Source organism: Algoriphagus oliviformis (assembly GCF_017254915.1).
GTDB lineage: Bacteria > Bacteroidota > Bacteroidia > Cytophagales > Cyclobacteriaceae > Algoriphagus > Algoriphagus oliviformis.
The window spans coordinates 1,037,374-1,051,402 of sequence record NZ_JAFKCT010000001.1; the positions used below are offsets into that span (position 1 = coordinate 1,037,374).

Genomic DNA, 14,029 nt, shown 5'->3' on the forward strand with positions numbered 1-14,029 from the left:
GCCATGAAAAAGAACATCTTTTTGTCGCTCCTCTTTGTCTTTTTTCTCGCTTTTTCCGCCTTTTCCCAGACCGAGGAGGAGCAGGTGGAAGCCGTGATCAAGAGCCTTTTTGACGGCATGCGGACCAAAAACGCCGAACAGGTAGCGGCAGCTTTTTCCCCCGAGGCGATCATGCAGACCATCGCCGCCAAGCCGGAAGGCAACACCGTGGCAAGCAATTCCGCGACCGACTTTGCCAAAAGGATCGGGGCGACGCCTGCCGAAACTCAACTCGATGAACGTATCCTCGACTATCAGATCAAAGTGGACGGGGCGATGGCTTCCGCTTGGACTCCCTACCGCTTCTACCTCAACGGAAACTTCAGCCATTGTGGGGTGAATTCCTTCCAGCTGGTGAAGATGGCCGATGGCTGGAAGATCGTCTACATCATCGATACGAGAAGAAAAGAACCTTGTGAAGAGTAAAATTTATGAATGAATTCAAAGCGAAAGTCTATCAGACCGCAATCAGCCAACTGAAGGAAAAAGAAGCCCTTCTCGCCACCGAGCGAAAAAACATCATCGAGAGTATCCTGGAAGACGAAAAGAGCAGTGCCGGGGACAAATACGAGACCGGCCGGGAGACGATGACCCAGGACCTCAATACGATCGAGGGCCAGATCAAGCAGGGCAAGGCCGACTTGGAAGAGCTCTATCGTCTCCATACGATCAAGGATACGCCTTCTACCGTGCAGGAAGGGGCATTGGTCAAGCTGGGGGCGGACTGGTTTCTCATCGCCGTCAGCATAGGACTGGTCAAGGTAGAGGACGCCAAGGTGTTTCTCATGAGCCGCAATTCCCCGCTTGGCGAGCTGCTGATGGGAAAGAAAAAGAACGAACAGGTCAATTTCCGCGGGAAAACGCAAGTGATTGAGGAGTTGGTTTGACCTTATTCATTGGCAGGAGAAAAGCTCATCAGTTCGGTGGTACCGTCCATCAGGGTGAGCTTTTCTTTTTGTACTTTGAAGTTTTTTGCCTTTTTGAAGGCGTCGAGGAATTCATCCTCTCCCGATCCTGGGCAGGCCTTGCGGGTCATGGCTCCGGGCTCCAGCCTGATCGCCCCAGGCCCGCCCTCCAGGGCAAACTCCCCCGAAAAGTTGTTGCAGCCGGCAAATCCCGCCAGACGACCGCCTTCCAGAAAGTGGAGCGTCGGCACTCCAGCCGGATAATTGGCCAGGTCAGGTGCCGAGCCTGCGAGCGAGGAAAGCACCCAGCCCTTGCCGGTGAGCGCGCCGAGAGGATTGATTCCCTTGGTGCCTCCGCAGCTGCTGGCCAGCAGGATCAGGAGCCCCATCGTGATGCCTTGGAGAGTCTTCATTTCTTGGAAGTTTGGATAGTCTTAAGTTAGCCAATTGCGGAGAAATGCGCCGGGAGGCCATTTTGCCAAAAAATCACTTCTGGAGGGAATGCATTGCCAAAAGGTTAAATTTTCGCGGTCAACGCTGAATTAATTTTATAAAAATCCACAAAGTCTGTGGTTTTGTTTGGTCAAACCGTTTTTTCGCTGTAACCTTGTCAGGTCAACTATCCGCCCATGGTACTTGCAGCCGATTCATTTTTGTCCGAAAACCTACTTTCCCCAACGGGGAAAGCCGCTGCTTTTTTTTGTACCACGACCACCGGTATGACCACCATGATCACGGGGTGACCCGTTATGATCCTGAGTACCCGCCCCCATTGGCCAGCAAACGGCCCATTCTAAGTTCCAAATAATACATTCCCTGTTTTATGAAAATCATCAAGTTTGGAGGTTCATCCGTAGCGAACCCCGAAAACATCCGAAAGGTTTTTGCGATCCTGCAAGACAAGCTCAAGCAACACGAAATCGCCATCGTTTTTTCCGCGTTTGGGGGAGTCACGGAAAGCCTCCTGACCATCGCGCGGCTGGCGCGGGAAGGGGATCAAGCCTACAGGGATCTGCTCCAGACTTTGGAAGAAAAGCACCTCGACATCGTCCGCCAGCTCATCGCGGTGCAAAACCAGTCCACCGTCATGACTTATGTCAAGGTGCGGTTCAAGGAGCTGGAAGACCTTTTTCACGGGATTTTTCTCATCAAGGAAAACTCCGCCCGTACCCTCGACTACGTGGCTAGCTTTGGCGAGCGCCTTTCTGCTTTCATCCTGGCCGAGGCCATGGCAGGCAAGGGCATCAAGACGCAGTTTGTCGATGCGCGGGACGTGATCCGCACCAACGACCGCTTTGGACAGGCCCGCGTGGACTATGAAGTGACCAATGCGCTGATCAAGGACTACTTTTTGAAAAACGATGGCGTCAAAGTCATCACCGGATTCATTGCGTCCACTTCCAAGGGGGAAACCACCACGCTGGGACGCTCCGGCTCGGACTATACCGCGGCGATCTTTGCCGGAGCCCTTGAGGCGCAGGACCTGGAGATCTGGACCGACGTATCCGGCGTGCTCACCTCCGATCCCAAGCTGGTGTACACCGCGTTCACCATCCCCCAGCTGAGCTACAACGAGGCCATGGAGCTCTCGCACTTTGGTGCCAAAGTGATCTTCCCGGCGACCATGCAGCCGGCGATGAAGAAGAGCATCCCGATCTATATCAAAAATACCTTCGAGCCCGAAAATCCCGGCACGCTCATCAACGGGGAAGTAAGCCATGGTGCGCTGATCAAAGGGATCAGCTCCATGTCCAACATCTCCATCGTCACCGTGCAGGGCGCTGGCCTCATCGAAGGCGGCGCGACGGTGAGCCGTGTGTTTCGGGCTTTGGCAGAGGCCAAGGTCAATATCGTCCTGATTTCCCAGGCTTCTTCCGAACACAGCATCTGCCTCGCGATCAAGACCCACGAAGCTTTCCTCGCTAAGGAATCCATCGAAAAGGAGTTTTTCTACGAGATCAAATCCGGGGAAATGGACGAAGTGTCCCTGCTCCACGGACTCGCGACCATCGCGGTGGTGGGCGAAAACATGAAACAAAACCCGGGCGCTTCCGGACGCATGTTCCGCGCTTTGGGTCGAAACAACGTCAACGTGGCGGCCATTGCCCAGGGCAGCTCCGAGCTGAACATCTCGGCGGTGATTCCCCAGCCCGATTTGCAAAAGGCCCTCAACGCCCTGCACGAGGCTTTTTTCCTCTCGGAAAACAAAGTGCTGCACGTCTTCCTAGTAGGCACCGGCCTGATCGGGCAGGCGCTGATGAAGATGATCGCTTCCCAGCAAAACAAGCTCCTGAAAGACAACGAGCTGGATGTGCAGATCCACGGCTTGGCCAACAGTCGCTACATGGCGTTCCACGAGGATGGATTTGGGCTGAAGCCTGCCTACGAGCTGAGCGACAAGGACGAGCCCATGGATTTGGGGAAATTCATCCAGAAGATGGAGGAAATGAACTTCTCCAACTCGGTCTTTGTGGACTGCACCGCAAGCCAGGAGGTTTCGGATGCCTACTCCCGCGTGCTGGAAGCCAAGGTCGCCATCGTGACGCCTAACAAGAAGGCCAACTCCGGCTCCATGGACCAGTATCGCGCGCTGAAGCGTATCGCCAAGCGTCGCGGTGTCAAGTTCCTCTACGAAACCAACGTGGCCGCCGGCCTTCCGGTGATCAATACGCTGCAGGACTTGATGCTCTCCGGTGACAAGGTCATCCGCATCGAGGCCGTACTGAGCGGCTCGATGAACTTTATCTTCTCCGAGCTGGAAAATGGGGCTCCATTCTCCGAAGTGGTGAAAGTCGCCAAGGACAAGGGCTACACCGAGCCGGATCCACGGGACGACCTCTCCGGAATGGACGTGGCGCGCAAGATTTTGATTTTGGGCAGAGAGGCCGAGCAGGTCTTGGAGTTTGACGACATCACCATCCAGAGCATGGTGCCTGCCGACTGCCAAGATGCGGCGACTGTGCCTGCTTTTTTTGAAAAACTGAAAGGCCACGATGCAGAGTTTGCGAAGCTTCTGACTGAGGCTGCCGCCAAAGGCGAAAAGCTCCGATTCATGGCGACGCTGGAAGACGGCAAAGCCAAAGTAGGGCTGAAATCTCTACCGGAATCGCATCCCTTCTCCAGCCTGAAGGGTTCTGACAACATGATCCTGTTGACCACCGACCGCTACCACGACCGTCCGATGATCATCCGTGGGCCGGGAGCCGGAGCGGATGTGACCGCTGCGGGCGTATTTGCTGACGTGATCCGAATCGGTAACTATACTCGGGAGTGATGCGGTCTGTCAAGGCATTTGCACCGGCCACCGTCGCCAATGTGTCCTGCGGGTTTGATATCCTGGGATTTGCCATCGACGCGATGGGCGACGAGGTGGAGGTGCGGCTCAAGGACGAGCCTGGGCTCGTGGTCGTGTCCATCAAGGGCGATCAGGGCCGGCTTCCTTATGAGGTGGAAAAGAATACCTGCGCCGTCGCCATTCAAGCCATGTTGGATGAATTGGGACAAGACGTGGGGATGGAGATCTATTTGAAGAAAGGCTTGCCGCTGGGATCCGGTATGGGATCCAGTGCCGCCAGCGCGGTGGCTGCGCTCGTCGCCGCCAACCGACTGCTGGGGGAGCCTTTTGAGAAGAAAGCGCTTTTGCCCTTTGCCATGGCTGCCGAAAAGGTTGCCTGCGGTGCGGGTCATGCCGACAATGTCGCTCCCAGTTTGCTGGGCGGATTCGTCCTGATCCGCGACTACCATCCCTTGGACGTGATCAAATTGCACGTACCGGAAGGATTGCACTGCACGCTCTTGCACCCGCATTTTGAGCTGAAAACCTCCGATTCCCGCTCAGTCCTGCGGGACAATGTCTCCTTGAAGCACTCGACCATCCAGTCGGGCAATGTCGCCGGACTGATCGCGGGCCTGTTCCAGGAGGACTTTGAGCTGATCGGCAGATCCCTGCGGGACGTGATCGCGGAGCCATATCGCGCGACGCTGATTCCTGGTTTTTACGAAACCAAGGAAGCCCTCAAATCCGCCGGGGCCTTGGGAATGGGGATTTCAGGTTCGGGCCCGACCATGTTTGCCCTTTCGAAGGGAGAAGAAAAATCCCCCGCCATCATCCAGGCCGCCGAGCAGGTGTACGAAGCGATAGGCTTGGGAGTAGATGCGTACCACTCCGCGGTCAACACCCGCGGGGCTTATGTGATAGAAGAAAAATAGTCGATAGTCGACAGTCCACAGTCGACGGCCAATGGCCATAGCTTGATAAAGTCCTATGCAGTACTTCAGTACAAACAATCCTGAACACAAAGTTTCCCTTTCCCAAGCCGTCATCAAGGGACTTGCACCCGACAACGGGCTGTATATGCCGGAGCGGATTCCGGTTTTGCCGAAGGAGCTGATCGAGAGTTTTTCGGAAAAAGGCTTCCAAGAGATCGGTTACGCCGTGATCGGGGCCTTGTTTTCCGAGGATCTCAGCAAAAGCCAAATCAAGGAATTGGTCGATCATACGCTGACCTTCGATGCGCCGATCGTGCAGGTGGAAGAGGATATCTATAGTTTGGAGCTTTTCCACGGGCCGACCTTAGCCTTCAAGGACTTTGGGGCGAGGTTTTGCTCCAAGCTGATGAGCATGCTGCAGGTGAAAGACGAAAAGACCGTGCGTGTGCTGGTGGCGACCTCTGGAGACACCGGGAGCGCCGTCGCCAACGGGTTCTTGGGTGTGGACGGCGTGGAGGTGATTATTCTTTTCCCGAAGGGAAAGGTCAGCCTCTTGCAGGAAAAACAATTCACGACGCTGGGCCAAAACATTACCGCTTTGGAAGTGGATGGGGTTTTTGACGATTGCCAGACGCTGGTGAAGCAGGCGTTTCTCGACCCAGAGCTGAATGAAAAACTACTCCTCACCTCCGCCAACTCCATCAATATTGCCCGCTGGATTCCCCAGTGTCTGTATTATTTCTATGCCTTTTCCAGGCTGCCGAAGACCGGCAAGAAAGTCGTTTTTGCCGTTCCAAGTGGGAATTTTGGGAATATCGGCGCTGGGATTTTGGCCCAAAGAATGGGGCTGCCCATTGATCACTTCGTGGCCGCAACCAATGTCAACAAGGTGGTGCCGGACTATTTGAGAGGGGATGCTTTTGCGGCAAAGCCTTCCATACAGACCGTTTCCAACAGCATGGATGTCGGCAATCCAAGCAATTTCCCACGATTGCTTTCGCTTTATGGCAATGACGAGAGCTTGTTTCGGGAAAAAGTGAGAGGCTATTTTTATTCCGATGAGGAGACGGTTCAAGCCATCCAAGCGGTGAAGCCGAAAGGCTACACCCTGGATCCACACGGGGCGGTGGGCTACCTGGGATTGAAGGATTTCATGTCAGAGAACCCGGGCTATGTGGGTGTCTTTTTGGAGACCGCCCATCCGGGCAAGTTCCGCGACGTGGTAGAAGACGCGCTGGACGAGGAATTGGTGTTGCCTGAGCGCTTGGCGGCCTTTTTGGAAGGTGAAAAAAACGTGATCCCGATGGGAAAAAGCTTTGAAGAGTTTAAGGGGTTTTTGGAGGGATTGGACTCGTGATTGCGGACTGATGCTGTTTCAGTGTCTTATGTGGTACCTCATCTGATTTCCCTCACCCTCAGTTTTTAGAATTCCATTTTCCGCGGCTTTTTTCAGATCCCGACTGGCCGTGGCGGTGGAAATATTTTTGAAAACGCTCATGTAATCTTTTCTGGTAAACCCTCTGTGTCCGAGTGAAATGAAATAAGCTATCCTTTCGTGGGAATTTAGCGTTCGGTTATTCACGTTCAGCAAAGTCCCCAAAGACTGATCGATGATTTGGAGCATGTATTCGATGAAAACCGTGGATTTTCCAAGACTGTCACTTTCCGCCAGCGCCGCATAATATTCGGTTTGGGTTTGGCTGATGAGGGTCTCAAAGGGCAAGGATTCGAAGACTGGATATTGCTCTTTCAAAATCACCGTTTGCCAGAGGCGGCCCATCCGGCCGTTGCCATCGAGAAATGGGTGGATAAATTCCATTTCGTAGTGAAAAACACAGCTTTTGATCAAACTCAGCTCTTTGCCGTTTTTCAGGTAGAGGAAGAGATCTTTCATCAGGCCGGGGACATTTTCCGCGGGAGGTGCGAGATGGGCTACCTGTGATCCTTTGACAATTCCAACGCCTCGGGTTCTATACTTTCCAGGCTGGTCAACGAGGCCTTTCATGAGCATGGCGTGGGCAGCAAGAAAGGATTTCTCAGACGAAGGTTTTAGCGATGCGATGCTGTCATAGACGGCTACCGCATTGAGTACTTCTGTGATGTCTTTTTGTGGGCCAATGACCCGTTTGTTTTCAACCAAGGCGGTAATTTGCTCTTCGCTCAGCGTATTTCCTTCTATTTGTAGGGATGAGTGTATGGTTTTGATTTTGTTTTGCTTCCGCAGCTGAGGAGATTGTTTGCCAAGAAAGAGGGCGTTTACCTCTCCGATTTTTTCAGAAATCGAACTCACGAGTTCCAAAATCAACGATGTGATATCATAGGGAGGCTTCATTGATAGTATCATTTGATACTATCAAATGTAAGAAAAATTAATGCCGCGGATAATCCGAGTTCGCATTCTAAAAGGGGGCAACTCACGCCAAGTCCCAAGGTTCGAAAATGGGAATTTGGCTAGGTAGAAAGTCCTTCTTGTTTCGAGTGACAATTCCTGCTAGACCAGTGATGTTCGATGCGCAAAAATGCTGGACACCATCTTCCAGATCTTTGAATTGCGAGACCAACGCCGCTTGAATATCGGATTTTTGGACGGCTTGTATTTCGAGGTAATCGACGAGTTTTGCGATTTTCTTTCGGGCATTTTCCTCTCCGATTTCTTTGCCGATAATATAGTAGGTGGTCAAGATGGAGTTGTCTGAGATCCATGGCGTCCATTCCTTTTTTAATCCCTTTTCGAAAATCCGCAGCGCAAATGCCCCAAAAGGCGCCCGGTTTCCCAAGAAATCGATGAGGATGTTTGTGTCTAAAAAATAGGAGATCATCTGCTGAATTTTTCGGAAAGTATGTTTCGAATTTCTTCTTTCTCATTTAGATCGGCTGGAAAATTGACCGAACCGAAGAGATCCCGAAACTCCTCCGGTACGTTCAATTCTTCGTTGGTTGCGGATTTGATTTGCTCGTTGAGATGGTTCTCGATCAATTCGGAGAGACTGCTGCCCTTTTGTCTCGCTATTGCCTTGGCTTTTTCGATGGTGGTTCGATCAATGGTAAGGGTCAGTTTTGTTTTCATTGGGAGTAAGGGCTAGTTCCATTAATATACGTGTGATTTTATTTTGAGTACGTGTGTGTTGGTTTTTTTTGTGAAATCACTTCAGGACCAACAACTTTTCAATCTCAGCATCAATCTTCACAAGGGCCTGAGTAGCCTTTTCCATAGGCATTCCCTCGGCCAGTCCCGGTCTCTGATGCCCGGTTTGCCTGAGCCATGCGTCTCTTAGAATCACTTGTCGCTGCTGGACGAGCTGAAGTACTTTCACTCCCTCGGGAAAATCAGTCAACAGTTCTTCGATGGTGTTTGCGTTCTCAACGTTTTCTCCCAATCCCAACAAGACCTCTTTCGCCATGAGAAAATGTCCCGCTTCATTGGGATGGACGCCGTCTTGCGCAAAGGCGAAGTCGGGATCTTTCGCCCTTTGGTCTTCCAGCGCCTTTCGCATCGGCCAGTGGAGGTCGATTACTTTCCATTCTTTCGTATAGCGCTGACTGACCAGCCAATCCGAATAGATGTCCAGGACATTGGCATAGGCCACACCTTTGCGCTCGTCATAGACCGGGGGCGTGACGTGTATGATATCGGCACCGGAGTTTTCTACGGCTCGGTGCATCCAGTCCATGCCCTCCTTGAATTTGTCGAAACGATCGTCATCCAGTGGGAGGTAGATCCCGTCGTTCATGCCGTAGTTGGCGATCACCAGATCGGGCTGGGTGTGTGCCAACACGCGCTCCATTCGCTCCCTGAGGTCAGGACGGGGAAATTTACCATCGGCGTGGTTGGGCTCCGAAAGCCCCGAAACCGTCTCGCTGGGCAGTCCGAGGTTGATGATTTCGTAGGCTTTTTCCGGATAGCGCAGCGTGAGATAGGTGTCGATGTAGCTGATAAAAGTGCCTTGGTAGGTGATGCTGTTGCCCAGAAAGACGATGCGCTGGCTGTCTTTGGGAAGGGGATATTCTTGGGGGAAAGCCCAAAGTTGGATTCCGACAGCGAACAAGACTGTCCAGAAAATCTTGGAGATCTGCATTGGGGGGAAAAGTAGGCCTGCCAAAAGGTAAGGAATTTAATCCTTCTTGCAGAGTCTCAAGCCTCAGTGAGGTCGGCTGCTACTTTTTGCGGTCAATCGTGTACGTGACCAGGTCCTTGAGCGAATTTCTGAAGACCGATTCGGGAAACTCCTCCAGGATGGCCAATGCTTCCTGGTAAAAGCCATCCATCTTTTCCTTGGCATACTCGAGACCACCGCTTTTTTTGACAAAAGCGATCACTTCATTGACGGCTTTTTTGTCCTCGGATCGGTTGCGGATCAGGTAGATGATCTTTTTCTTGGTGAGCCAGTCCGCGTTGCGAAGGGCATAGATGAGCGGGAGGGTCATTTTTTTCTCCTTGATATCGATGCCGACCGGCTTGCCTATCTCCTCGTCGCCGTAGTCAAAGAGGTCGTCCTTGATCTGGAAGGCCAAGCCGACCTTTTCCCCAAAAAGACGCATGCGCTCTATCACTTCTGCGTCTTCCTGTACGCTGGATGCGCCTACCGCACAGCAGCTGGCGATGAGGCTGGCGGTCTTTTGGCGGATGATCTCGTAGTACACTTCCTCGTCCACGTCCAGCTTGCGCGCTTTGTAGCTCTGGAGCAGTTCGCCTTCGGACATCTCACGGACGGCATTGGAGACGATGCGGAGGAGATGGAAGTCCCCGTACTCCACGCTCAGCAGCAGGCCACGGGAAAGCAGGTAGTCGCCTACGAGTACGGCGATCTTGTTTTTCCAGAGCGCGTTGACGGAGAAAAATCCCCTGCGGTAGTTGGCGTCGTCCACCACGTCGTCGTGTACCAGGCTGGCGGTATGCAAAAGCTCAATGAGCGCGGCGCCCCGGTGGGTGGACTCGTTGATTTTCCCAAAGATCCCCGCGGTCAAAAAGACGAACATCGGGCGCATCTGCTTGCCTTTGCGCTTGACGATGTAGTTGGTGATGTGGTCGAGGAGCTTGACCTTGCTTTTCATAAAGTCCCGGAACTTATGCTCGAATTGGGCCATTTCGGCTTCGATGGGGACTTGTATTTGTTTGAGGTCTGGTTTCATCAGAGAATGCTGGCGTAAAAATAATACCCTTTAGCTCACGGGCAAATGATTCTCTGACCGATGCCCAATCAATACGGGCAAATGGAGGATCGTTTTCTGGCTTTTTGTGTATTTTGTAGATGTCGCAGACGAGTCACACCCGAAACCAAGCACAGCGCCATGAAAAACATCAAAATAGAAATCAAATGGGGAGTCCTTTTTATCCTGGTGGGGCTGATCTGGATGGTCTTCGAAAAGGCCATGGGCTGGCATGATGTGCATATCGACAAGCACGCGACCTACACGATGCTCTTCGCCCCGGTGGCCATCGTGCTGTATGTGCTCGCGCTGCTGGACAAGAAGCGCAACTTCTACCGGGGACAAATGAACTTCAAGCAGGGCTTCGTTTCCGGTCTCGTGGTCACCCTGGTCGTCGTCGTACTCTCTCCGCTGAGCCAATACATCACCAGCACTTTCATCACCCCTGACTATTTCAGCAATGTCATCGCCTATGCCGTCTCCAGCGGGCAGATGGAGCAGCAGGCTGCGGAGGAATATTTCAACCTAAAGAGCTACATCATCCAGTCCACGATCTTTGCCGCGGTGATGGGGCTGTTGACCTCTGCAGTGGTGGCGTTTTTTGTCCGTTCAAAGTCCTGATGCCGGTGCCTTTCCAATGTTTTCCGTTGGGAAGGGCATTTTTTCTATCTTTGAGGCCTTTCTAAAAACCAGCATTCCCCCTTGGAAGAGAAATATATCAAGCACCGCTACGATCCGATCATCCCCAGCAAGGACGAATGGCCGGTGGTGAAATTGGCCAGGGAGCGCAGGGAATTTGTGAAGAAGGTGGCCGAGCTCGCCGAAGCCCGAATCCTCGGTCTGACCGGGAAAAATCCGGACATCCTCAAGGAAGAACTGGAGACCACGCTCTACCGAGAGAAGCTCCGGGTCAAGCAAAACCCCTGGGCAGTCGATCCGGACGATGAGCATACCTTTTGGAACGAGGTCAAAAACTCCCTGCTCCAGATCAACACCGATATGGCGCTGGACAAAGCACAGCGCTTCCAGGCCTACCAGGGGCTGCTCCACCAGATCACCTCGCGCTATGCCGAGGAGATTGCGTCCAACTTCAAGGCTTCGCACTACAAGTTTACCCGAAGCATGGTGACCTATGGTTTCGCCCGCCTGCTGAATGCAGCCCGGGTGAAGGGCATCAAGTCCATCTTTAGCACCCAGTACACGCTGCAGGACAAGATCCAGATCACGGGGCAGACGGACCAGATCCGCGATCTGGCGACCAAGGGCACGATCGTGATGGTCCCGACGCACTTCTCCAACCTGGACTCGGTGCTGATCGGCTGGATCATCTCGGTGCTGGGCATGCCGCCCTTCATCTATGGGGCGGGGCTGAACCTGTTCAACATCTCCATTTTCGCCTACTTCATGAATGCGCTCGGCGCATACAAGGTGGATAGGCGGAAGAAAAACCTGATGTATCTGGAGACGCTCAAGACCTATTCCAAGGAAGCGATCCAGTTTGGCTGCCATAGCCTCTTTTTCCCAGGCGGTACGCGTTCCCGGAGCGGGATGATCGAGTCTAGGCTGAAGCTTGGGCTGCTGAGTACGGCCATCGAGGCACAGCGCGCCAACTATCAAAATGGCCTCAACGATATCTCCGGCAAGGTTTTCATCGTGCCGGTGACGATCAATTATCATTTTGTACTGGAGGCGCCCAGCCTGATCCAAGAGTACCTCAGCGCTACCGGACAGGAGCGCTACTATAAGGAAAACGACGAGTTTTCGACCTCCTACAAGATCTCCAAGTTTCTCTTCAAGTTTTTCACCAAAGGCTCGGATATCTCCGTGTCGGTGGGACGTGCGATGGATGTCTTGGGTAACTATGTGGACGAAAATGGCGACAGCCTGGACAAGCGCGGCAGGAGGATCGACACAAGGGATTACTTTATCTCTGAGGGAAAAGTCACCATCGACCAGCAGCGGGAGGAGGAATACACCAATATGCTGGGCAAGCGCATCGTGGAGGAGTTTCACCTGATCAACCGCGTGTTTAGCTCCCATTTGGTGGCGTTTGTGGCCTTTGAGTTGATCAAGCAAAAGAACAACAAACTGGATATTTTCGATCTGATCCGATTGCCGGAGGAGGACATCTCGATTCCTTATTCGGAGTTTAAGGACGCCTGTCAGATGGTTTTGGACAAAATCTTTGAGCTCAAGGCCCAAGGCAAAATCGACGCCGCGCCACACCTCAAGCGAAGCATGGACGAAATCATCACCCATGGCATTGACAACGTCGGCATGTACCATGCGAAGCGTCCGATCGTGCGGGACAAGGCGGGAAACATCACTACCGAGGACATGAGTTTGCTTTATTTTTATCACAACAGACTGCACGGATATGCCTTCGAAAAACTCTTCTAAGTCCAAAAAGGTCGGCGTAGTCGGCGTGGGGAGCTTTGGCACGGCCATCGCCAACATGCTGGCGGAGAAAAACGAGGTGGTCGTTTTCGCCCGAAAGGAGGATGTGGTGGAGGAGATCAATGTCGCCCACACCGTGTCGGGAAGACTCCTGAACCCCGCGATCCGAGCAACGACGGACCCCGCGGAGATCTGTGAGCAATGCGACATCCTGTTTTTCATGATTTCATCCGCCGGTTTTGTAGAGGTAGTGAGAAGGTTTGCCCCCCATCTCTACCCCTATCATGTGATCATCCATGGTACCAAAGGACTGGCGCTCAACCTGGGTCGCGACGAGAGTCTCGAATCCGTCCAAAAAATCAAACGAAGCCAGCTTCTGACCATGAGCGAGGTGATCCTGCAAGAGACCGTCGCCGTACGCGTGGGCTGCCTGGCCGGACCCAATATCGCCAAGGAGCTCATTGCAGGCCACCCCGCAGCGACCGTGATCGCCAGTAAATACAATGAGGTGATCCTTGAGGGCCAAAAACTCCTGAGGTCCGAGCGATTCCAAGTCTATGGCAACTCGGACATCATCGGTGTAGAGCTAAGCGGCGTGTTGAAAAATATCATCGCCATCGCCTCTGGAGCTTTGGCTGGGCTGGGTTTGGGTGAAAATGCAAAGGGACTGCTGATCTCAAGGGGCATGGTAGAGATGGTCCACCTTTCCAAGGCCTTGGGCGGGAGTGTGCAGTCGGTGATGGGCTTGGCAGGTATCGGCGACTTGGTCACTACTTGCAACTCGGTGGATTCCCGAAATTTTACCGTCGGCTTTCGCCTGGCAAAAGGGGAAAGACTGGACGAGATCCTCGCGACCATGGACGAAGTGGCGGAGGGGATCAATACCGTCAGGATTGTGGACGCCTTTATCAAGACAGCGGGAATCCGCGCCCCGATCACCGAAAATCTCCACCGCGTGCTCTTCGAGGACCTGCCGATCTCCGATGCACTGCAGTTTTTGATGAAATATCCGTTTAGCGTGGATGTGGATTTTGTGTAGGGGCGGGGGCTTTTCGTTCTAGGGGGAAAAAGTTAAATTGGAGCTATGGAAATTCGGTTTTTGACCAAGGAAGAAAGTAACAAAATCAGGGAGCAAGAATTTTTACAGCTGTCTCCGGCTGACCGACTGATGGGTTTTTTGGCTCTCAGCAGAAAGATTTTGAGGGACTTTCCCTGCCATTCCACTTTCGAAGAGCGAACAAAAGGCAACTTTATTCTGACTAAAAAATGAAAGCTCTCCAAAACGGAGAGCTTTCATTTTTTAATTGGCTAGCGTAAACCCTTTGCGGTGC

General features: G+C 52.8%; 14 protein-coding genes. 8 read left to right on the forward strand and 6 right to left on the reverse strand.

Going from position 1 to position 14,029, the window contains the following annotated elements:
• Window positions 1–3: 3 nt before the first annotated feature.
• On the forward strand, window positions 4–465 hold the full coding sequence (locus J0A68_RS04475; RefSeq protein WP_206576980.1) for a nuclear transport factor 2 family protein: 462 nt from the start codon (window positions 4–6) through the stop codon (window positions 463–465).
• A 5-nt stretch (window positions 466–470) separates the two neighbouring features.
• Complete coding sequence (locus J0A68_RS04480; protein WP_206576981.1) at window positions 471–926, forward strand: GreA/GreB family elongation factor; 456 nt, start codon at window positions 471–473, stop codon at window positions 924–926.
• A gap of 2 nt (window positions 927–928) precedes the next feature.
• Here J0A68_RS04480 and J0A68_RS04485 read toward each other — a convergent pair whose 3' ends face one another.
• Window positions 929–1,357: an META domain-containing protein gene (locus J0A68_RS04485; protein WP_206576982.1), complete on the reverse strand. Its 429-nt coding sequence runs from the start codon at window positions 1,355–1,357 to the stop codon at window positions 929–931.
• A 410-nt stretch (window positions 1,358–1,767) separates the two neighbouring features.
• Between J0A68_RS04485 and thrA the strand changes: the two genes are divergently transcribed.
• From thrA to thrC, 3 genes are read left to right on the forward strand one after another with little or no spacing between them, the layout of a single operon-like run.
• On the forward strand, window positions 1,768–4,218 hold the full coding sequence (gene thrA / locus J0A68_RS04490) for a bifunctional aspartate kinase/homoserine dehydrogenase I (protein WP_206576983.1): 2,451 nt from the start codon (window positions 1,768–1,770) through the stop codon (window positions 4,216–4,218).
• Entirely contained in the window at window positions 4,218–5,153 is a 936-nt protein-coding gene (locus tag J0A68_RS04495; protein WP_206576984.1) for a homoserine kinase, read from the forward strand. The genes thrA and J0A68_RS04495 overlap by 1 nt, the downstream gene beginning before the upstream one ends.
• A gap of 55 nt (window positions 5,154–5,208) precedes the next feature.
• Window positions 5,209–6,510, forward strand: coding sequence for a threonine synthase (gene thrC, locus J0A68_RS04500; RefSeq protein WP_206576985.1), 1,302 nt, complete (start codon window positions 5,209–5,211; stop codon window positions 6,508–6,510).
• A gap of 18 nt (window positions 6,511–6,528) precedes the next feature.
• Here the strand turns inward: thrC and J0A68_RS04505 are convergent, their stop codons facing one another.
• The 5 genes from J0A68_RS04505 to J0A68_RS04525 form a co-directional block, all read right to left on the reverse strand.
• Window positions 6,529–7,443 (reverse strand): Fic family protein, encoded by a 915-nt coding sequence (locus J0A68_RS04505; RefSeq protein WP_317195088.1) that lies wholly within the window; start codon window positions 7,441–7,443, stop codon window positions 6,529–6,531.
• A gap of 124 nt (window positions 7,444–7,567) precedes the next feature.
• Window positions 7,568–7,972 (reverse strand): type II toxin-antitoxin system VapC family toxin, encoded by a 405-nt coding sequence (locus tag J0A68_RS04510; protein ID WP_236021336.1) that lies wholly within the window; start codon window positions 7,970–7,972, stop codon window positions 7,568–7,570.
• Window positions 7,969–8,220 carry a DUF6364 family protein gene (locus tag J0A68_RS04515; protein ID WP_206576988.1) on the reverse strand — a complete coding sequence of 84 codons (252 nt, stop codon included), beginning with the start codon at window positions 8,218–8,220 and terminating at the stop codon, window positions 7,969–7,971. Before J0A68_RS04515 ends, J0A68_RS04510 begins: the two co-directional genes overlap by 4 nt.
• Before the next feature lie 76 nt (window positions 8,221–8,296).
• Complete coding sequence (locus tag J0A68_RS04520) at window positions 8,297–9,229, reverse strand: SGNH/GDSL hydrolase family protein (protein WP_206576989.1); 933 nt, start codon at window positions 9,227–9,229, stop codon at window positions 8,297–8,299.
• 79 nt (window positions 9,230–9,308) lie between these two features.
• Window positions 9,309–10,283, reverse strand: coding sequence for a polyprenyl synthetase family protein (locus J0A68_RS04525; RefSeq protein WP_206576990.1), 975 nt, complete (start codon window positions 10,281–10,283; stop codon window positions 9,309–9,311).
• Window positions 10,284–10,442: 159 nt separating this feature from the next.
• On the opposite strand from J0A68_RS04525, the gene J0A68_RS04530 reads away from it, so the two are divergent.
• The 3 genes from J0A68_RS04530 to J0A68_RS04540 all read left to right on the forward strand — a co-directional run bounded on the left by J0A68_RS04530 (window position 10,443) and on the right by J0A68_RS04540 (window position 13,737).
• On the forward strand, window positions 10,443–10,922 hold the full coding sequence (locus J0A68_RS04530; protein ID WP_206576991.1) for a DUF4199 domain-containing protein: 480 nt from the start codon (window positions 10,443–10,445) through the stop codon (window positions 10,920–10,922).
• 81 nt (window positions 10,923–11,003) lie between these two features.
• Window positions 11,004–12,701: a 1-acyl-sn-glycerol-3-phosphate acyltransferase gene (locus J0A68_RS04535; protein ID WP_206576992.1), complete on the forward strand. Its 1,698-nt coding sequence runs from the start codon at window positions 11,004–11,006 to the stop codon at window positions 12,699–12,701.
• Window positions 12,679–13,737, forward strand: coding sequence for an NAD(P)H-dependent glycerol-3-phosphate dehydrogenase (locus J0A68_RS04540; protein WP_206576993.1), 1,059 nt, complete (start codon window positions 12,679–12,681; stop codon window positions 13,735–13,737). The genes J0A68_RS04535 and J0A68_RS04540 overlap by 23 nt, the downstream gene beginning before the upstream one ends.
• Window positions 13,738–14,029 lie beyond the last annotated feature (292 nt).